At 65.6% G+C, this 19,968-nt stretch carries 25 protein-coding genes; all 25 read left to right on the plus strand.

Features of this window, described 5'->3' with window-relative positions; translation table 11 throughout:
- The first annotated feature begins 8 nt into the window (after positions 1-8).
- Positions 9-569 (plus strand): DUF2857 domain-containing protein, encoded by a 561-nt coding sequence (locus BV908_RS14770; protein ID WP_003090097.1) that lies wholly within the window; start codon positions 9-11, stop codon positions 567-569.
- 3 nt (positions 570-572) lie between these two features.
- Complete coding sequence (locus BV908_RS14775; RefSeq protein ID WP_103738520.1) at positions 573-1,805, plus strand: STY4528 family pathogenicity island replication protein; 1,233 nt, start codon at positions 573-575, stop codon at positions 1,803-1,805.
- A 419-nt stretch (positions 1,806-2,224) separates the two neighbouring features.
- Positions 2,225-3,019: a PFL_4669 family integrating conjugative element protein gene (locus BV908_RS14780; protein ID WP_003050396.1), complete on the plus strand. Its 795-nt coding sequence runs from the start codon at positions 2,225-2,227 to the stop codon at positions 3,017-3,019.
- Positions 3,016-3,543, plus strand: a complete 528-nt coding sequence (locus tag BV908_RS14785) for a DUF3158 family protein (protein WP_003050393.1) — start codon at positions 3,016-3,018, stop codon at positions 3,541-3,543. Before BV908_RS14780 ends, BV908_RS14785 begins: the two co-directional genes overlap by 4 nt.
- Positions 3,544-3,616: 73 nt before the next feature.
- Positions 3,617-4,069, plus strand: coding sequence for a single-stranded DNA-binding protein (locus BV908_RS14790; RefSeq protein WP_003050391.1), 453 nt, complete (start codon positions 3,617-3,619; stop codon positions 4,067-4,069).
- 276 nt (positions 4,070-4,345) lie between these two features.
- On the plus strand, positions 4,346-6,379 hold the full coding sequence (locus BV908_RS14795; protein WP_018715759.1) for a DNA topoisomerase III: 2,034 nt from the start codon (positions 4,346-4,348) through the stop codon (positions 6,377-6,379).
- Between the two features lie 929 nt (positions 6,380-7,308).
- Entirely contained in the window at positions 7,309-7,866 is a 558-nt protein-coding gene (locus BV908_RS14800) for a hypothetical protein (protein WP_003050381.1), read from the plus strand.
- A gap of 333 nt (positions 7,867-8,199) precedes the next feature.
- Positions 8,200-8,421 carry a hypothetical protein gene (locus BV908_RS14805; protein WP_003050378.1) on the plus strand — a complete coding sequence of 74 codons (222 nt, stop codon included), beginning with the start codon at positions 8,200-8,202 and terminating at the stop codon, positions 8,419-8,421.
- A 21-nt stretch (positions 8,422-8,442) separates the two neighbouring features.
- Positions 8,443-8,835 carry a hypothetical protein gene (locus BV908_RS14810; RefSeq protein ID WP_003050375.1) on the plus strand — a complete coding sequence of 131 codons (393 nt, stop codon included), beginning with the start codon at positions 8,443-8,445 and terminating at the stop codon, positions 8,833-8,835.
- A gap of 180 nt (positions 8,836-9,015) precedes the next feature.
- The gene (locus BV908_RS14815) at positions 9,016-9,702 is read left to right on the plus strand and encodes a hypothetical protein (protein WP_003050366.1); all 687 of its coding nucleotides are present in this window, start codon (positions 9,016-9,018) and stop codon (positions 9,700-9,702) included.
- An 83-nt stretch (positions 9,703-9,785) separates the two neighbouring features.
- Positions 9,786-10,517, plus strand: coding sequence for an ABC transporter substrate-binding protein (locus tag BV908_RS14820; protein WP_103738521.1), 732 nt, complete (start codon positions 9,786-9,788; stop codon positions 10,515-10,517).
- Positions 10,518-10,613: 96 nt separating this feature from the next.
- Complete coding sequence (locus BV908_RS14825; RefSeq protein ID WP_003050361.1) at positions 10,614-10,892, plus strand: hypothetical protein; 279 nt, start codon at positions 10,614-10,616, stop codon at positions 10,890-10,892.
- Positions 10,893-11,180: 288 nt separating this feature from the next.
- Positions 11,181-12,005 (plus strand): hypothetical protein, encoded by an 825-nt coding sequence (locus tag BV908_RS14830; protein ID WP_003050359.1) that lies wholly within the window; start codon positions 11,181-11,183, stop codon positions 12,003-12,005.
- A 124-nt stretch (positions 12,006-12,129) separates the two neighbouring features.
- Positions 12,130-12,483, plus strand: a complete 354-nt coding sequence (locus BV908_RS14835; RefSeq protein WP_003050357.1) for a DUF3085 domain-containing protein — start codon at positions 12,130-12,132, stop codon at positions 12,481-12,483.
- Positions 12,484-12,633: 150 nt separating this feature from the next.
- Positions 12,634-13,170 (plus strand): XF1762 family protein, encoded by a 537-nt coding sequence (locus tag BV908_RS14840; RefSeq protein WP_003050355.1) that lies wholly within the window; start codon positions 12,634-12,636, stop codon positions 13,168-13,170.
- Positions 13,171-13,398: 228 nt separating this feature from the next.
- Entirely contained in the window at positions 13,399-14,304 is a 906-nt protein-coding gene (locus BV908_RS14845; RefSeq protein ID WP_003050351.1) for a DUF3577 domain-containing protein, read from the plus strand.
- A 144-nt stretch (positions 14,305-14,448) separates the two neighbouring features.
- Positions 14,449-15,276: a DUF932 domain-containing protein gene (locus tag BV908_RS14850; protein ID WP_003050347.1), complete on the plus strand. Its 828-nt coding sequence runs from the start codon at positions 14,449-14,451 to the stop codon at positions 15,274-15,276.
- Between the two features lie 94 nt (positions 15,277-15,370).
- Positions 15,371-16,060: a DUF3275 family protein gene (locus tag BV908_RS14855; RefSeq protein ID WP_003050344.1), complete on the plus strand. Its 690-nt coding sequence runs from the start codon at positions 15,371-15,373 to the stop codon at positions 16,058-16,060.
- A 94-nt stretch (positions 16,061-16,154) separates the two neighbouring features.
- Positions 16,155-16,493: a hypothetical protein gene (locus tag BV908_RS14860; RefSeq protein ID WP_103738522.1), complete on the plus strand. Its 339-nt coding sequence runs from the start codon at positions 16,155-16,157 to the stop codon at positions 16,491-16,493.
- A gap of 106 nt (positions 16,494-16,599) precedes the next feature.
- Complete coding sequence (locus tag BV908_RS14865) at positions 16,600-17,007, plus strand: hypothetical protein (RefSeq protein WP_003050329.1); 408 nt, start codon at positions 16,600-16,602, stop codon at positions 17,005-17,007.
- Between the two features lie 16 nt (positions 17,008-17,023).
- Positions 17,024-17,284: a hypothetical protein gene (locus BV908_RS14870; RefSeq protein WP_003050326.1), complete on the plus strand. Its 261-nt coding sequence runs from the start codon at positions 17,024-17,026 to the stop codon at positions 17,282-17,284.
- A 76-nt stretch (positions 17,285-17,360) separates the two neighbouring features.
- Positions 17,361-18,011 carry a hypothetical protein gene (locus tag BV908_RS14875; protein WP_003050322.1) on the plus strand — a complete coding sequence of 217 codons (651 nt, stop codon included), beginning with the start codon at positions 17,361-17,363 and terminating at the stop codon, positions 18,009-18,011.
- Between the two features lie 25 nt (positions 18,012-18,036).
- A complete protein-coding gene (locus BV908_RS14880) occupies positions 18,037-19,185 on the plus strand; it encodes a DUF6094 domain-containing protein (RefSeq protein WP_281631033.1) in 1,149 nt (382 codons plus the stop codon).
- 49 nt (positions 19,186-19,234) lie between these two features.
- Positions 19,235-19,555 (plus strand): hypothetical protein, encoded by a 321-nt coding sequence (locus BV908_RS14885; protein WP_003050315.1) that lies wholly within the window; start codon positions 19,235-19,237, stop codon positions 19,553-19,555.
- An 89-nt stretch (positions 19,556-19,644) separates the two neighbouring features.
- Positions 19,645-19,950, plus strand: coding sequence for a hypothetical protein (locus BV908_RS14890; protein ID WP_013520771.1), 306 nt, complete (start codon positions 19,645-19,647; stop codon positions 19,948-19,950).
- Positions 19,951-19,968 lie beyond the last annotated feature (18 nt).

Here is a 19,968-nt window from a genome sequence, read left to right on the forward strand (position 1 = left end):
GAGGTCGCATGTCCACATCGCATCCGCTCAACCAGGCCGTGATCGCCCAGGCGCTGTATGACCTTCGCAACGGCCAACTGCGCCGCTGCAAGGCCATGGGCTTCGGCGAGGCCGAGCTGGATGCGCTCAAGCACCCCGCGCTCATCAGCGTGCTGGCCAACGCCAGCGTCTCGTGGTGCTCGGTCACGGTCAACCGCGAAGTGCTGCAGCGCCTGCTCAACCAGGCACAGGACGTGGAGAAGGAAATCGCCACGGTCGATCGCATGCTGCGGCTGGGGGCCAGCACGGAGATGGTCAGCCGCTTCTATGGCCTGACCCATCAGGAAGTCGCCCTGCGGCGGGAGATCCTCGGCCTGCCCAAGCGCAAGGGGCGCCACCCCGTCCTGGACGAGACCCAGGACACCGAACTGTGGCGGCAATGGAAAGCCGTGACCAGCAGCAGGAACGTCGATCTGGAGGACGAGACCTCGATTCTCGATGCGGCCATGGACCTGGCCGAGGGCATGTCACTGCCGCTCTCGGTGGTCTGGGCCGCGATCAGGAACTGGGTCGATCAGGGATTGGGCTAGGCCATGGCCGTGGACGACACCGCCCCACGAGCCCCGCGTCAAGGCCCCATCGCACTCGCCGACCTGTTCGACGCTGCGCTGAAGGACCTCACGCCCAAGCCACATCCCAGCGCGCCAGCGCCCATGGCAGTGCCCACGCCTGCCGCGTCCGGCGACGCCTTCCTGTTCAGTGGCAATCGGCACGAGAGCGTGCCGCGGCGGCTGTTCCTCGACCGCCGCCTGACACCGCTGGAGCGCAACGCCTGGCAGGTGTTCCGGCTGATGCTCAACGACGACGGCGTCACGGCGTTCTCGACCTATGAGCAGTTGCGCCCCTGGCTGGCGTCCATGCCCTGCGCGGGACAAGCCTCCCACGAGACCGTCGCGCGGGCGCTGACGCTGCTGCGCCTCACGCGCTGGCTGAGCCTCGTGCGACGACGGCGCGACCCCAAGACCGGCCGCATCCTCGGAAACCTCTACGTCCTGCATGACGAACCCCTGACACCGTTCGAGGCCATGCAGCTCGACGCCGACTACCTGGCCCTGGTCAGCCAGTCGCTGGGGCATTCGGCCAAGGCCGTTCAGGTGGTGGGACTCAACACCCTCCAGGAGATCGCGGACGACCCGATGTTGTCCGGACGCACCTTGCCGTCGCGGCTGCAAGTGCTCGCCGAGCGCCTGGCCGACCAGGGCATCACCGCCACCGCAAGTTATCCACAGGAGGATGCGATCCACGATTCCGAAGAAGGGCCCGCCAGCCTTCTTCGGAATGGCGAACGCCCTTCTTCGGAATCCGAAGCAGGGCCGAAACCCGCGCCAGACGGCGCTCTTCGGAATCCGAAGCAGGACCGTACAGTACGTAGTAGTCGTATTGATGAAGTACGTACTACCGCGCAGGCGCGCGCGCTGGGCGACCTGCAATGGCCCAAGCGTTTCGCGGAACTGAAGGCGGAACAGCAAGCCGGCGCCAGGATGGCGTTGCAGCAAGTGGACGCTGCCCTGCGGCAGGCTGTGCTGGACGAGTGGGCCGCACGGTGCGGCAAGCATGGCATCCGCAACCCCGCCGGGTACCTGTTCGGCATCATCCAGCGCGCCATGCGCGGCGAGTTCAATGCGTGGGCCAAGCAGACCAGCCCGGCAGCGCCAACACCATCGGCGGCGCGAGCGCCACCGCCCGAGCCGCCGCGCAACGTCGTGCCGCCCGCGGTGGCCCGGCAGCACATCGAGCGCCTGCGCGATCTGCTGCGCAAATCCTGAGCGCAGGGCCTGGCAAGGCCATGAAGCAGACCTCCTTGGCGGTCGGCAGAAACGGTCCCCAGGGGACGGCTGTGTGGTGAAACGCCGGACGACGGCGCGACATGCTGCGCAAAACCTGAGTAGAGCGCCTGCAAGACCATGAAGCAGACCTCCATGGCGCTCAACGGAACGGTCCACTGGGGACGGCTGCGCGGCGAAGGATCGTGTCGAACGGCAGCGCGACGTGCGGTGCAGTACGCATACCGTCAACGACCGAGGCACGGAGCGCCAACGTGAATGCTCCGGCCTCCAAGGGACCGTTGCGCGCTGCGCCGCCAGCGCGCATAGAACCGGGGGCCGGCTCATTTCGGTTTGTTGACTGACTGCCTTCCGCTGCATGCGGATGCTGGCGGCTCCCTGTCCAACTGCGAGCGCTCACCATGGCAACCAGCAACGAACCATTGCAACTCAACCTCGGCTCCCTGCGCAGCGCGATGTCGCTGACGCTGCACACGCATCACGCTTCCCGCATCTGGCACGGCCGCGCCGCCGCCGAAGGGCGACCCGGCATCGTCGGCCTGAACGGCTACATCGCGGTGATGAATAAGATGAAGCGCGGCTCGGAGCAGGACGACCCCTACAGCGACTGGTGGATGCTGCGCATCGAGGACAAGCTCGACCAGACCAGGACCACGCTGCAGACCTTGCGCAAACAAGTGGACCAGGCACTGGCGGGCGTGCCTGCGGCATTGAGCCTGGGCGAGAACCTCAACGTGCAGCCCGTCAAGCTGCCGCTGTTCGTCAATGCGCAGTTGGGCTTTGCCGCCGTCTATCTCCTGGCCGACTACGACGACATCGCGCGCAAGCTGATCCTCGCCCACCACACCGCGCTGATCGACCGCAGCACTTTGGAGCGCTGGCTCAACGAGGGCGCGCACGCGCTGCGCAGCCTGTTCTCGCTGGCCCAGCAGTACCGCTACTCGGGCTGCACCCGCGACGATTTCGCGGCGAAGAATGCCGCAGCGCGGGTCGCGCTGGAGAAGTTCGGCGAGTTGCCGCAGGACGTCCTCGAAGGCACGCGCCGCTCGACGTTTGCGCCACCCATGGTGCGCCGTGGTCTGCAACAGCGCGGTGAGAATCCTGCCGCAGCCGCTACCAGCGTCGATGGTGATGCGGCCGCTGCTGCCGACCCGTCCGAAGGCGCAGCCACTGCCGGCGAGGACGAATCCGCATGAGCGATCTGAACCAGCCGACCCGCTACTTCCGGGGCCTGCAACAGGGAGCCTTCATGCGCCTGGAACACGCGGCCTCTCTAAAAGGCCTTTTAAAGCCTTTTAAAGGTAAAGGGGACTTGGAGGCCTGGGCCAGCCAGTGCTTCGCCATGCGCGACGAGTTGATCGGCCTGGCGCAGCGACAAGTGCTGCAACAGGCCGGTGGGCATCCCTTCCATCTGCTGCCCGTGGAACTGGCCCAGCAGACCACTGGCGCGGGAACGACGTTCCTGCGCTGGCGCAGGAACGACCGCTCGGCCATGGGCGTGGCCCTGTGGCAGGAGCTGATGGCGAGCACCAGCACGCCGGTCAACCTGCTGGCCGACCTGCACGCGATCGAGCTGCAGCGCATCACGCTGAACATGCAGATCAGCCTGTTGCACACCCTGGGTAGGCAGGCCCAGGAGTGCGCCAGCAAGGCCGCCGAGGCGGAAGACGCCTACCTGCGCCGGCTCGCGTCCATACCCCCCGGAGTGCGCGATCGGTGATCGCGTCGGGCACCCCAGCACGCGCCCGACGCCGACATGGCACGGGTATTTCAACCACCAAGGAGATTGCACCATGAGCACGCATTTTTCGGGCGAAGGCAACATCGGCTCGCCCCCCGAGTACCGGGAGTTCCCCAACGGCAACGACGAACCGCGGCGCTTGTTGCGGCTGAACGTGTATTTCGACAACCCCGTTCCCACCAAGGGCGGTGACTTCGAGGACCGCGGCGGCTTCTGGGCGCCGGTGGAAATCTGGCACCGCGACGCCGCACACTGGAAGGACCTTTACCAGAAGGGCATGCGCGTGCTGGTCGTCGGCCGCATGGAGCGCGAACCCTGGACCGACAACGAGGATCAGCCGCGCGAGACCTGGCAGATCAACGCGCGCAGCGTCGGCATCCTGCCGTTCCGCATCGAGTCCGTCGTTCTGAGCCCCAAATCGCAGGAGACCGCACAGGACGCGCAGCCCAAGCCCCAGGCCGCCCAGGAACCGGCAGCGTCGAAGGAGCCCAAGCGCAGGAAGTGATCCGGCGTGGGGGCGGCCGCAGTACGTTGCCGCCCCCCATGTCCTCGCGAGCTATCCCCAGGGGATAGCTCCATCAGCGTCCACCGGCTTCCGCGCGCTCCCGAACATCGCGGCTCCCGGCTCGCACACCGCCGGCCGCACGCCATCCCGCCCAAGCCGTTCCATCGGCGTGAAAGCGGTCGCTGCCGCATGCAGCTTGTTTGCTGCTGCCCCAACAGGCGCTCGGCATCCTCGATCCCAGCAACTCCATGAACAACGGGAAGCGGATGGACGGACATGCGGCTGTTTCTGTGCGAGAAGCCCTCCCAGGGCAAAGACATCGGCCGGATTCTCGGCGCCACGCAGCGCGGTGAAGGCTGCCTCAACGGCTCCGGTGTCACGGTCACCTGGTGCATCGGCCATCTCGTCGAAGCGGCAGCACCCGAGGTCTATGACGCGGCGCTCAAGCGCTGGTCGCTGGAACAGCTGCCCATCATTCCCCAGCAGTGGCGGGTCGAGGTCAAGCCGAAGACCGCCACGCAATTCAAGGTCGTCAAAGCGCTTCTGGCGAAGGCGACCCAGCTTGTCATCGCCACTGACGCCGACCGCGAAGGCGAACTGATCGCACGCGAGATCATCGACCTGTGCGGCTACCGCGGTCCCATCGAACGCCTGTGGCTGTCGGCGCTCAACGATGCGTCCATCCGCACCGCGCTCGCCAAGCTGCGGCCCTCGGCCGAGACGCTGCCGATGTATTACTCGGCGCTGGCGCGCTCGCGCGCCGACTGGCTCGTGGGCATGAACCTCAGCCGGCTGTTCACCGTGCTCGGGCGGCAGGCCGGCTACGATGGCGTGCTGTCGGTCGGGCGTGTACAGACCCCGACGCTCAAACTCGTGGTGGACCGCGACCGAGAGATCGCGGCCTTCGTGTCCGTGCCGTACTGGGCCATCGACGTGTCGCTGTCCGCAGGCGGTCAGACGTTCACCGCGCAGTGGGTGGCACCCGATGCCAGCACCGACGACGCCGGCCGCTGCCTGCGGCAGCCCGTCGCACAGCAGGCCGCGCAGCAGATCCGCGCCGCGGGCAGTGCCCAGGTGGTGTCGGTCGAGACCGAGCGCGTGCGCGAAGGCCCGCCGCTGCTGTTCGACCTGGGCACCTTGCAGGAAGTCTGTTCCAAGCAGCTTGGGCTGGACGTGCAGGAAACCTTGGAGATCGCCCAGGCCCTGTACGAGACGCACAAGGCCACGACGTACCCGCGCTCGGATTCGGGCTACCTGCCCGAAAGCATGTTCGCCGAAGTGCCCACGGTCCTGGACAGCCTGCTCAAGACCGATCCCACGCTGGCCCAGATCATGGGCCAGCTCGACCGCACCCAGCGCTCGCGCGCCTGGAACGACGGCAAGGTGACGGCGCACCACGGCATCATCCCGACGCTCGAACCCGCGAATCTCTCCGCCATGAGCGAGAAGGAACGGGCGTTGTACCGGCTGATCCGGGCACATTACCTGGCCCAGTTCCTCCCGCACCACGAGTTCGACCGCACCGTGGCGGATCTCTCCTGCGGCCAGCAGAAGCTGGTGGCTACGGGCAAGCAGGTCGTCGCCCGCGGCTGGCGCCTGGTGCTGGCCGAGTCCGAACGTGAAGGCAGCGCCGATGAGGATGGCGACGCCCCCGTGCGCACCCAGGTGCTGCCTGCGCTGCGTGACGGGATGGCATGCCAGGTCGCCGGGGCCGACATCAAGGCCCTCAAGACGATGCCGCCCAAGCCCTATACCCAGGGCGAACTGGTCAAGGCGATGAAGGGCGTTGCGCGTTTCGTGACCGACCCGCGCCTGAAGCAGAAGCTCAAGGACACGACGGGCATCGGCACCGAGGCGACGCGGGCCAACATCATCAGCGGGCTGATCGCCCGCGGCTATATCGTGAAGAAGGGGCGCTCCATCCGCGCATCGGATGCGGCGTTCACGCTGATCGACGCCGTGCCCGCGGCGATTGCCGACCCCGGCACCACCGCCGTCTGGGAACAGGCGCTGGACATGATCGAGGGCGGACAACTCACCCTGGATGTGTTCATCGGCAAGCAGGCCGCCTGGATTTCGCAGTTGATCGCGCAATACGGCAGCACGTCCCTGTCCATCAAGGTTCCCCAAGGACCGGCTTGTCCGCAGTGCGGCGCACCCACGCGCCAGCGAACCGGCAAGAGCGGCCCGTTCTGGTCGTGCAGTCGCTACCCCGACTGCAAAGGCACGCTGCCGGTGGCAACCGGCACGTCCAGGCGTGGTGCCTCGCGTCCACGCCGTACCAGTGGCGGTGGCCGCAAAGGCGCCTGACCGCCCCCGTTCCCCGTGAGCCATGCCCGCCATCGGCGGCGTGGCCCGTGTCCCGCATGCCCTGCGGGACGCCCCAGCGCGCAACGCCTTCTTGCTCCGTGTGCGCGTCCCGTCCGGCCGGCCCCGGCCGCGGGACCTGAAGGTGGCTTCTCCGCGAACCGCACCCCGCGCGTTCTCCTCGTCTGCATTCCTTCCGCCGCTGCGAAGGGTCCCCCGATGGCTTGCCTGTGCGAGCCATCCGGAGACCCTTCGCGGTCAGCGGTATTCGGTGCCGGTGCCCGCCGGCGCAAAAACGGGCTCCCTTTGTGCGCGGATGTGCGCCAGACGATGCCGGCCCCAGCCACGACATGGGCCGGGTGTGATTGCTGGATGAGCAGACGGTTCTAGCGACGACCGGGCCTGCCAATCAGCCCACGGGTGGTTCTTCTTTCCTCCCGAGCCGAAGGCCCCTGGGGCCTTCGGCGCCTTTCTCCTGCCTTTCAACGCCCCGGCCAGGGCGATGGCCCTGCGCCACACGAACGGGAGACCCACATGACCGCCAACATTGCAATCCGCCTCACTACGCACCGCCGATGCACCGAACTGCAAGGCGATCGGCAATTCCATGGCCGTGCTGTGCGTCGCGTGGCTGGGGACGCCGGCTGGTGCAGTACCTGCACAAGACGAGATCGATCGCTTCGGATTGATGCAAGACGCGGCCGGCGGGTCGCGCGATCCTCCCTCCTGCATTGCCGACGCATCGGCAACAGCCAGCAGCCAGGGTGTCCAGACTGCCGTGGGTTCCGCCCACGCCACCCGCCAGTTCGCCCCGGCATCTCTCCGGCGAACGCTGCCCACCGGGCATCGATGCCACCTTCCTCCAACCCACGGGATGTATGCCGCGTCCCGTCAGGGGCGTGTCGTCAACCCGGTCGATATCAGGACTTCCCATGGACACCATCACCCGACAAGACCGCATCACCCTCAAGAACCTCAAGGTCGCGGATTTCGCGAGCGAGGAAACGCTGTGCTTCACCGCCACCGTCATGTTCGACGGCAGGCCCATCGCCGAAGCCCGCAACGACGGACACGGCGGCTCGACGTTCGTGCGCGCGTTGCAAGGCCAGGCCGCGCTGCTGGCCCAGGCCGAGGAATTCGCCAAGAGCCTGCCGCCGGCATCGCTCGACGTCGAACGCGAAGACGACGAGCCGCTTCTCATCGACATGACGCTCGACTTCCTAGTGGACCAATTGGCCGATGCCATGCACGCGGAGCGCAAGCTGCGCACCGCGTTCAACCGCGACATCGGCAACAAGGTGCTGTTCATCAAGGACGGCAGGCTGCTGTTCCTCAAGGGCATCAAGCTCAAGGCCATTGCCGACCGCGCAGCGTATTTCGCAAAGCTGCGCAGCCGACAGGACCAGCCCATCGTCATCCTGGCCGAGCTGCCAGCGGACGAGGCATTCGCCATCTGGAAGCAGCATGTCCTGGGCGACAAGCCCCGCTGATCCAGCCTCACCGCACCGTCATGACCGCCCCGCACTTGCTGCGGGGCTTTTCTTTGTCTCTGCGTACATCAATCGGGGCTGGACCAGATGCCGATTTCCAACTGACGTGGCGCGCCCCCCCCACGAAGCTGCCCGCATGCTCGCTGATTCGTCAGCACATGCCAGCAGCCAGGGTTTCAGGCTGCCGCGGGGTTCTCCCCGCGCAACCCACCAGTCCGCATCGCATCCATTGCGCGGACGCGCGTCGCCAAGACGCTGATGCTTTTTTTCAACCGCGTGCGGGAGCTGCCATCCCGTGAGGGACAGGGCCCCGCTTTTCCAAGGAGCCCATCCATGTCCCAGCAAGCCTCTTTCGGCCGATTCGGTCAATTGGCCTTGACCTACTGCGGCAAGTTCCTGCCGCTCGAAGTCCTGCACAGCGCCGCCGGCCACTACATCGGCACGCGCGATACCGAAGGTCCCGTTTCGCGGGAATCTCGTGAGTACTTCCGCAGCCATGCCGCGGCTCAACGTGCCCTCGAAAGAGGCGGCTGGTCCCAGCTCGCCGTTCCCTGATCCAACTGGAGGAATCACGTCATGAACCAGCTACTGCCGCAGGAAGTCGTCGATCAGATCGTTCGGGAAGAACGGCATTTCAGCGCCGCGCCCCAAGCCTTTTTCGAGGCATGGAAGCGTGGTGTCGAGATCGCCGGCCCGCAATGGTTTGGCGATGGCACCCGTGAAGGTCTGAACCAGGCCAAGAGCAAGTGGGATCTGCGCCCCGACATGCTGCGCCTCAACGACGCCCTCGGCGTCCTGAGCAGCGGGGAACGCATGTTCCTGTCCGCGATGGTCAGCTTCTACAACGCGCGCGAGGGCGGTGCCATGCTCAAGCGCTGCCACTTCAACGGGTTGTCGGACTTCGACGGCCTCGATCTGCCTCGTCGCCAGGTGATCGCCGACCTCCTGCTGAACTACAGCGGTTGGTGAGCCGGTCCCCGGCACACCTTCATCACTGCGTTCACGCGACCCCATGAGGGACATGCGCCTCGCCCGAGGCCATGTCCCTCGCGTTTCTCCCCGCCCAGTGCCATCCGGCATCAGGCGGTTCCCCTGCGGATGCCATCGTCCGCAAGGGCTGGCTCCGTTCATTCATCGAAAGGAGCCTTCATGGCCAACAATTACTACGAAGCCACCGGCGTTCTCGTGCTCGACCGTGTGACGCCCGTCATCCAGGCGCTGTTCGGCGCCTTCGCGCTGGACGAGAGCCATCCCGGCAACGGGCAGGCCTACATCGCCCAGATCGCCGAGACCACCAATCCGCAATGGCCGGACGTGCTCGATGGCCTGGAAGACCTGGCCACGCAACTCGGCATTCCGATGCCGGACGACGAAGGGCTTTCGATCCCGCCGCTGCTCGAACTGCTCGCCGTGCACTTCGGTGCCGATGAGGACGAAGAGCTGGGGAACTTGATCGAGCGTCATTCGTTCGAGGACACCGCCGATCTCGACGCATTGTTTCTGATCGCCACCCGATTCGATGACGGCCACCACCTGACCGCCATCCAGTTCGAGGGATGCTGGTATTGCAGCAAGCCGCGGCTGTTCGAGTTCGGCGGCAACGGCTGCTACCTGAGCCGCGAGGTCCGCGTCATCAGTTCCTCCTCGCAGGCCCTCCAGCTCGGCGACCAACTGCGCAAGGCCATTGTGGCCGCCGACATCGAAGAGGCCTCGGCCCTGATTGCGCTGGAGACCATCAATCTGCTGGCGGGCGTCAGCGACGAGCCATTCCGCATGAATTTGCGCCGACGCGTCGCCGAGCGATTGGCCCAAACGCCAACGATCAGCGTCACCTGACGCTGTTTCCTTTCTTTCCACCCACCGGGGTCAATTCCCGGTGGCGGGGATTGGCTCCATCATTATTCTGTTGGAGAAATCCCATGTCCCAGAATCCCAATCCCTTTCTACGCGGCTACTGGAATCTGAAAATCGTCCGCACGCTGTCCATCAGCCACGAGGACGGAAGCCCGCATGTCTGGCGAAACATCCACCAGAGCCAAGAACACCTCTCCGATGAGGAGCTGGTTTCAGCATCCTGCATCGTCACCAGCGATTTCGCCGTAGTCAGCAATGGCCCAGACTCCGTGAGTGCCGAGGTGCTGGCCGAACGCGATGCCGGTGAAGGCGCCTACGGCGTGGTGGGTGCCGTGGTGTACGCGATCCACGGCGACGACTTCGACGGCCTCCCCGTCCACATTGGCGACACTTATTCGGCCGAGGCCGCACGGGAAGTCGTGCAGCGGTTGAGCTTCGAGACCGGCTACTACAGCCGGTGCTGGGAAATCAGCAGCGCGCACATCAGCCACGAAACCGGCCAGTACCTGGCCAACCTGGCTGACCTCGCGACGCCGGAGGCCTTTTTGTTCGTTGCGTTCCGGCTTCCCTACAGCCCGGCGATCGGCGTCAAGCTAATCTCCACGCCCTGGACGGACCAACACCTGCAGGACGTCGAGGGGATCACTGCCGAGCAGCTTCGGCAGGAGCACCGCAGCAAGGGCATGCCGGACGACCTGGCACAGATCCTTGCACTGGCCGGCCAGGCCGATGTGCGCATCCTCATTCTCGATGCCGACGCACCCGTGTTGCCGGGCCTGCCGTTGGCCGGCGAATAACTGCCAGACACATCCCCAGCCTACCTTTTCCTCACCGCATGCCGGCCCGTCTCCCGCCAGGGAGCCGGGCCGGTTCACTTTCATAGGAGCGATCCCATGTTCCCCGATCTCATCTCGCCCGTATCGGACTTCGAGCACCAGCTTGGAGCCTGCTTCAATGCCATGAGCCAGGACGATGCCATCGGCCAGATCCTGGTAGTCGAGCGCATGAGCGGCATGCTGCACATGCGCCATATCGCCAGCGCCGACCTGATGGACACCGACGTGGACGACTACGAAATGGTCATCTTCGACGGTGGCAACACAAGCGGGGACACGTGGAAGCACGTGTTCTTTCCGCGTCAGCGCGAGCACTACTTCGTGTACCAAGCCTGACCCCTCCGGCCCCTTTCGAGGGGCTTTTTCTTGTACGCAGCACAGGAATGCGGGCATGTTGCGGTGCCGTTTCCTGCGGGCAGGCCGACCACCCCGGGGCCATGCTTACCCCATGTCCGTCGGCGCTGCCGACACATGCCCAGGCAGTCGAGACCTTCGAGGCTGCAAGCACGGGAAACCGTGCTGGTCGTTTCTTCCTACGGACCTACCGCGTCCATCCACGCCACCCACAAGGGACCTCTCCCTTGCGGGCGGGGAATCCCTTGTTATTTCTCAAGGAGTTTCCCCATGGACCGTTCCCTCATCAAATCCATGATGCCTTCGCTGGTCGCAGGCCATGTGCCCCGTAACGTGCGATCGTTCAAGTACCGCGTGTTCGATGATCAGCCGCTGTCCTCAACGCTGGGCTTTGCCATCGACCCCCAACCCTTCGACGGCAAGGTGGTCGCTGCGACCGACGATGCCATCGTCGTCAAGCTCAAGCCTTCCGAGTTCGCGGTGCTCGATCCCAGCCTGGTGACCACGGTTCCTGCCGAAGGCGCCAAGGTGCATGTCCAACCCTATGCCCGTCGTCGCTTCGACGGACTGCGCGCGGACACGCCGGAGGTCATCACCGAGAAGACTTCGGACGGCACGCCGTACACCATCACGAGGCACATCCTCGGCTCGGCGCCGGCCAAGCTGCCCATTCCCACGCCGCAGTGCATGGAGTTGGGCCAGCTCATCGAGCAGTTGGAAGAGATGCCGGCCCCCGATCGCTTCCGGCGCATCACCCACATGCTGGTGGATGCCGGTGCCCGCGACTTCACCTGGGTCGATCCCACGCCCTCCAAGATCATCGAGACCCCGCCGGCGATCAGCTTCACGGTCTCGACCGCGAAGTTCGAGGGCCGGGTGACGATCCTCTACGACCGCGGCGGAGACACCTACGTGGTGGAACTGCACCGTCAGAACGGTGAATCGGTCGAACTGGTCGATCGGCACGACGAGGTGTATTTCGACATGCTCGGCGAAGTGCTGGAGCGGCTCATCGACGACGGGCGCTGGCGCCAGATCGACGTGAGCATCCTCGACGCGAAGGCGGCCCGTAAGCGCCAAGCCGTCCCGGCATGACGCCCCTCGGCTGACCCGAGGCACCCGCCACGGCGTTCCAGCCATTCCGGCCGCGTGACCTACAGGCCCTTCATCCCATCGGGTGGAGGGCCTTTCTCTTTTTTTAACACAGGAGATTTCATCCATGTCACTGCGATTCAAAGGCGCCGACCTGCGCCCCGTGCTGACCGAAGCCATCGCCAATCAGTGCCGCATCGTCCTGGTCAAGGACCAGGGCGTGTACTTCCTCGCCGAGCGTGGGGAGCGTCGCCCGGATGGACGCCAGCAACTGCTCGCCTACGCCGTCGGCTGCAACCCGGACACCGACCCGTTCGATGACTGGTGGCACCTCGCCGGCCGCGAGCTGGGTGGCGACGATTTTGCGGAGTATTTCGACCCGAAGGACGGCCTGTTCACGCGCCTCCTGCACTCGGCGGACGATCTCGTGCTGTCCGCCACCGCCACGCACCTGTCCTTGGCCGTGGTGCCTCCCGCCTGAAGCGGCAACCGCCGCGCAGCCCTCGCAGCCCCCGCACCGGGGGCTTTCTTTTGTTCGCACCGCGGCCATCGCCGCGCATGCGCGTTCGTCTCCAGCCGCCAAGGCACGCCCCGCGGGCCACAGCGCCGGCATGCCACCGGAGACGACCGCATGAACACATCATCGACCTCGCCGAGGCTGCACCTGCTGCCGGTGTCGCTGCGCACGGCCAACGTCTTCGTGCTGGCACACCATCACCGTCCGGTCCAGGCTGCGAAGTTCGCCCTGGCCGTCACGCTGGTCGACAGCGACCTGATCCGCGGCGTGGCCATCGTCGGCCGGCCGGTCGCGCGGCACCTGGACGATGGCTGGACGCGGGAAGTCACACGGCTGTGCACCGACAGCACACCCAACGCCTGCAGCAAGCTATACGGCGCGGCCTGGCAGGCGGCAAAGTCGCTGGGCTACATCCGCCTGATCACCTACACCTTACCCGACGAAGGCGGCGCCAGCCCGCGCGCCGCCGGCTGGCGGCTGATTGGCGCGCGCGGCGGCGGCGCCTGGAGCCGTCCCAGCCGCCCCCTCGCCGATACCCCGAGCACCTGCGCCGCCCCAAATGCCTGTGGCAGGCGCCGGGCGGCGCGGACAAAGGGAAGCACCCGGATGCCGATTGATTGCTGCCGCGCGCGCGAGGCCCGGCCATGCTGACCCCATGCCTGCTGACGTTGTCAGCGACATGCCAGGCAACCATCGGTCTTCGAGGTTGCGGCGCAGTTCCCACTGCGTGACCGAGCCAGCTCGCACCGCATCCATCCGCGAGCGGCCACCAGCCTCTGGTGGCGGATGCTTTCGCCTTATCAACCCACCGCGGGGTTACGCACCTTCCCCGCATGCGTGGGCCGGTGTGTCTCCGCTTCATCCCAATGGAGATTCACCATGAACACCACGTCCAACGAGAAATCGTATTTCGACCTCCACACCTCGGGCATCGGCTACGTCCAGCGTGTCCGTGAAGTGCCCGTCCGGGGCGGCCGCCGTGCGCAGCCTTTCCTTGCTTGCACCATCGCCGCGCTGGTCGGCCCCGCCCGGGACCCCAGCTACCGCTACTTCGACGTCAAGGTCTCGGGTGCCGAGGCCAAGAAGCTCGTTCAGCGCTACATCGGCGTTGACGATCCCAAGCAGCGCCCGCTGGTGCGATTTCGCCTCGGTGACCTGTGGGGCGATGCGTACATCCGCGACAAGGGTGAGCAGAAGGGTCAGGCCGCCGCGTCCCTCAAGGCGCGACTGCTCAAGGCCGAACTGATCGACCGGGCCGAACTGGCTTCGATCGAGCAGCACGAGCTGATCACCCGCGGCATCGGCTATCTCAATCGTGTGAAGGACGTCACCCCAAAGGCTGGCGACTCGTTCCTCTCTTGCACCGTCGCAGCACTGGCCGGGCCTGTCGATGAACCGGAGTATCGGTACTTCGACACCATCGTCGCCACCCCGGAAGCCGAGCATCTGGTTCGCCGGTGCGTTCAGGCCATCGAGGGTGACCGCAAGGTGCTGATCGCCTTCCGTCTGAACGACATGAAGATCGATCCGTACATCCGCACCAAGGGCGAGCACGCCGGGGAACCGGCCGCAAGCCTGGAATCGACGCTGGTCCACATCGGTCTGATCAAGATCGACGGCACCCAGGTCTATCCGACGAGCCAGGCGCAACCCGAGGCGCCGCCGGCCGAAGACGCATCCGCGTCCGAAGCCGACGACGCCATCGACACGGCCACCGAGCCCGCCGAGCGCGAGCCCGAGGCGCAAGTCGAGGAGCAGGAGCCGGCATTGGCTGCTTCGTTCTGATACGGCATGGCCCCTCACGGGGCCTTGTCGCTTCTCTTCCCGCATCCGCCGCGTCCCCATGACGCGCGCTTGCGCATTTCATCCCCCGAGTTCCGCGTGGTCTCACCGCCGCGCGGTTACCGCATTTCTCAAAGGAGATCAGCCATGTCTCTGGCATCCCGTTTTGCTCCGCAATCCCCGATCCTGCGCTCCGATCGTCCACTCTCGGACGACCGCATTCGTGCCGTCGTTCCGTCGATCTTCGCCGACGCTCCGCATGGGAGCCGGTCCGATCGGTATGCCTACATACCGACCTCGACCGTGCTGACCAAGCTGCGCCAGGAGGGCTTCGAGCCCTTCATGGTGTGCCAGACACGCGTGCGCAACGAAGACCGGCGCGAGTACACGAAGCACCTCATCCGACTTCGCCATGCGAGCCAGATCAACGGCGACGAGGCGAACGAGATCATCCTGCTCAACAGCCACGACGGCACGAGCAGCTATCAGATGCTCGCCGGCATGTTCCGGTTCGTCTGCCACAACGGCCTGGTTTGCGGTGACACCACCGCCGACATCCGCGTTCCCCACAAGGGCGACGTGGCCAGCCAGGTGATCGAAGGTGCCTACGGAGTCCTCGAAGGCTTCGAGCGCGTGCAGAACGCGCGCGATGCGATGCGCACCATCACCCTCGATGAGGGCGAAGCGGAGGTCTTTGCAAACTCCGCGCTCGCACTCAAGTACGACGATCCAGCCAAGTCCACGCCTGTCACGGAGAGCCAACTGCTGGCACCCCGGCGATGGGACGACCGCAAGAACGACTTGTGGGCCGTCTTCAACCGCGTCCAGGAGAACCTCGTCAAAGGGGGCCTGAACGGACGCACGGCCAACGGCCGCAATCAGCGCACCCGTCCGGTGCAAGGCATCGACCAGAACCTGCGCCTGAACCGGGCGTTGTGGCTGCTGGCCGAAGGCATGCGCCAGCTCAAGGCGTGATGCCACGCGGACCTCGCCCACCTCGGGCGAGGCCATTTCCTCTCATCCACCGGGTGCCGTCGGCGGCCCGTCATTCATCATCAGGAGAACCATCATGGCAACCCCATCGGCTTCCGAGAAATCGGTTGCGCCCATCGTCGTCCCCGGCCAGCTCACGCTGCGTACCATCCGCGGCAAGAACGGCCCGTTCACGGTTGGCCGCCTCGCCACGCACCTCGGTACTTTCGAGGTCAAAGACCCGGAGCTGGAGCAGTACCCCGAAGGCAAGTACGACGGGGAATTCATCATCAGGTACATCTTCCCGAAGTCCTATCCGGTCGGCGGCGGCATGCGGTTCGAGATCCGTGCCAGCCTCGACGGCATGACGCTCAACGGCATCGACAAACTCAGCCGCGACGAAGCCCGCAGCTTCGCCACCCAGGACGTCGATCCGCTCGATGAAGAGCAAGGGGCGCAGCCTGCGACAACGCCGGCCAAGCCGACCAAAGCGTCCAGGCCCGCCAAGCCCGCACCCGTGCAGGCGTCCGCGGACCCGATGGTCGATACCACGCCCTTTGGCGTGGATGCGCCGCCACCTGCTGAGGCTGCTGCCCCCGGCAGCACCCAAGACGGTGACCCCGCGCTCTTCGGCCTGCTGTGGCCGCTGGGCGAGTCCGTGAAACTGGATTCGACCATCGACCGCCGCGCTTTGCGTGCACAGATCGCCCGCCTGGGCGAGCTGGGCTACGCGCTGGACTTCAAGACGCAGGAGTGGAGCCGCCAGGCCGAACTGCAACCTGCGTGATCGTAGACGCCGCATGCGCGGTGTTCTTCATCCACCCGCCGGGGTTCCTTCCCCATGCGGGGGAGGCCCTGGCCATCTTCTGGAGGTCTTCATCATGTCCACCATCGCTTGCGATATCCCCCGCTCCGCGCTGGATGAACCCGCGTGGCGGGCTCTCTGCGAGACGGCAGCCGCACAAGCCACCAAGGGTTGCGGACTGTCTCACGACTACTACGTCGAACGCTTCAGTTCGGCGATCGACGCGCAATTCGGTCGATTGCCGGAAGAACAGCGCGCACAGGCGCTGAAGATCGCACAGGAATGGGACTACGCAACACCGGCCGAACGGCAGGAAACCCAGGACTGGAATGCGGAGCATGGCTATTGCTCGCATGGGATCGAGTTCGGCTGCTGTCCGGCCGGTTGTGATCGCGACGATGACGACTGGGACTAAGGGTAAGGCATAGGTTTTCCTTCGCTGCACCTGCGGCATTCCATCACCCACTGGGGGTTCTTCCCCACGGGGAGGCCTCCAGCTCAACTTTTCGAGGAGGCCTCTCATGGGCTGGTATTTCTCTCCCCAATCGCGGTCTGAACTGATCGCGGAACTGATCGCACCACAGCAGACCGAGCGCGTCAGCGCGAAGGTTATCGCTCACGCATTGCGCGGCAACGTGCTGTGGTCAGTGGTCGAACTGACCGCCAAGGTCGAAGGTGTGCATCGTGATCTCGCGCCGGGCCAGTCCTTGCGCTACATCCGCTGCGATCTGCTGGAACGCAGCGGCAACCAGTGGGGCTACAAGCCGTTGGAAGAGTCCATGCACCCGTACTACTACTCGTGCCCGCTGTCCTATCTGGACCTCGCACCGGAGCAGTCCGCCGACTGGCGTGCAGGCGTTCGCGCCTACCACGCACGGCGGCGCACACCCACGGCTGTCACGGCTCCCGCCGCGACGCTGATGGCCTGAGCCAGGAGGAACCAACATGGACCCGATCCTGGCTGCGCTCTCACCCTCGCTGCTGGCACTCGTTGAAGGAAGTTTGTCCAACGACGAAGTGTCCTCCGACGAGGAGATGCTGGAGTACTTCATCAGCAACGGCCTCACCGAGGAACAGGCACGGCAGGCACTGACCTACCGCGATCAGTACCTCAACAACATCTACCTGGACGGCTTCACGCCGATCACGGCGGTGGACGAGGCGCTTCACTTCAACCCGCACACCCGGCAATTCGAGCCGGACTGAGCGTTTTTCTTCCACCCCCTGGGGCAGTACTTGCCCCAGCGGGCGGTGCTGTTCCCGTTAATCCGAGGACACCACCATGCTCGCAAACACTTCTTCCACCACGCTGTACCGCATCGACGAATGCCCGGACGTGATGGCCGACGCTTGCGTCGGCGATGACCAGGGCAACCTGATCTTCCTGTCCATCTGGGCGCGCGACACCGCCGTCCAGCAGTTCCTGGCTCGCCTGACCCTCGGGCGCGACGAGCAGGGACTGGACCAGTTCCACATCATCACCGACCAGGGCGGCAGCGTCCCGGTGTTCATCGGCAACGTCGATCGCCTGGAAAAGCGCGTCACGCGCGCCTATCGGCGAACGCTGTTCGGTTCGCTGTCCAACGTGTGGCTGTTCGACCGCCGCTGCGTCAAGCCCGACAAGGCCAACGCCAGCGCACTGGCACTGCTGCCGCGCGACAGCGCCCACCGGCTCGACCGCCTGTGGATGCTGGTGCGGGACACCTGCCCATTGCCGCTGCTCGACCACTGGCGCGAGACCGTGCTGGAACTGCTGCAAAGCCGCGAGATGCTGGCCCGCCTTCCGTTCGCCCTCGGGCCGCTGGAAGGCCATCGGCTAGCCATCGACGTGCCGGCGCTGACCTTGGCGCTGGGTTCGCTGATCCGCAGTGATGTGCTCACCGCCTATCCATACCCGGCCAAGATCTGGACGCCGGAAGTGGTAGCGGCCTGACCCACCCACGGAGGCACGCCTTGGCGTGCTTCCGTGTTTCCTCCCCGCCAACCAGGAGACTTCCATGGCCCTCATGTTCCCGCGGCTCGCCCGCAATTTCGCTAAGAACGGTTACTACCCGACTGACGAACCCACGCTCGAAAGAGCCCTCAACGCACTGATGCCCAGCGACGGGCCCATGTGCATCCTCGATCCCTGCGCCGGCGAAGGCGTGGCGATCGCCGAAGCCGCCCATGCCCTCGGGCGCGAGCAGGCCAAGGCGTTCGCGGTCGAGTTCGACGCGGAGCGGGCACGCCATGCCCGCGGCCTGGTCGATCACTGCCTGCACGCGGACCTGATGGACACGATGGTCTCCAAGCAGTCGTTCGGGCTGCTCTGGCTCAACCCGCCGTATGGCGACTTGTCCAAGGACGTCAACGGCAACATCAGCTATCAGGGCCAGGGCCGTGCCCGCCTCGAAAAGCTGTTCTATCAGCGTTCGCTGTCGCTGTTGCAGTACGGCGGCGTGCTGGTCTTCATCGTCCCCGCCTACGTGCTCGATGCGGAGCTGGTCGGCTGGCTGACACGCCACTACACGGACCTGCGCATCTACCGAGCGGTGGAGACGCAGTTCAAGCAGGTGGTGATCTTCGGCCGAAGGGTGCGACAGCGTGAACAGGCTCCCGATGGCGTCAAGGCCGTGCGCAATCTGCTGCTGCAGGTTGGGCTTGGCGAAGTCGAAGCCGAGGAGCTGCCGAGCGATTGGCCGTTCCTGCCGTACATCGTCCCCGTCAGTCCGGCCGAGCCGGAGCATTTCTTCCGCGTGACGATGGAGCCGGAGCAGTTCGCCGATGAAGTCGGCCGGCTGCAAGGCCTCTGGCCGTCGCTGGACACGCACCTGGGGGCCGCGCAGCAGTCGCTGCGTCCGCCGGCGCGTGCCTTGTCCCACTGGCATCTCGCCCTGGCTCTGGCCGCGGGTGCGATCTCGGGGGTTGTGCGCTCCAAGACCGGGCGCGTGCTCGTCGTCAAAGGTGACACCCACAAGGACAAGACGCTCCAGCGGGAATTCACCGAACGCGAAGACGGCTCGATCGCCGAGACCCGCATCCTCACCGACAAGTTTGTTCCCGTCATCCGCGCATGGGACATGACGCCTGGCTCCCCGACACGGGGCGAGGTGCTGACCATCCGCTAATCCCCCGGACGCCTGACGTCCCGCTGCACTTCATCGAAGGAGAAACACCATGTTCCCCAATCCGTTCAAGCGGCCCGCGCCGCACAAGCAACCCTTGTTCGCACCGGCCTCGTTGCAGTTGAGCGAGAAGGTGCATTGGCTGGCCCGCCGAGGTCTCATCGATCCCTTGTCCTATGTGCAGCGCCACGTGCGCGGCGACTGGGGCGAGATCGACGAGGCCACCCGCCAGGCCAACGATGTCGCACTCGATCAGGACAACCTGATGATCTCCCAGTACCGGATCACGCCGGAACTGGTGTTGATCGTGAAGACCAGCGAAGACCACCAGACCACGGTGGTCCAGCTTCCCGAAGAGCGCGACCTGATCTGAAGGCACCGCCTCGTCATCCCATCCACCTGACGGAGCCACTTCACTCCGCCAGGGGTGTCGTGGCTCAATAACCTTTCAAGGAGGAGCCCATGGCATCACATCGCATCGAAACCTACTGCCAGAGGCTGGCGTTCCCCATCGGGGCGCTTATCTTCAGCAGAGCCGTTGACCACCTGGTCCGCGCAGGTCGGCTCGACCCGATCCCGTACTTCAGGCGCCACACCCGTGGCGACTGGGGAGACGTCAACGTCCAGCAATGGCAGGCCAACAGCACCGCGCTTCAATCAGGTGCTTCGCTGGAGTCGCACTACGTGATCCACCCAGGGCTGGCCATTCGCATCGTTACCGACGCGCAGCGCAGCGCCACCGTCATCGTGTTGCCGTCCGAGGACTGAGCACGGTTCACCCGCAGG

This window comes from Diaphorobacter sp. LR2014-1 (assembly GCF_002916785.1).
Lineage (GTDB): Bacteria > Pseudomonadota > Gammaproteobacteria > Burkholderiales > Burkholderiaceae_C > Diaphorobacter > Diaphorobacter nitroreducens.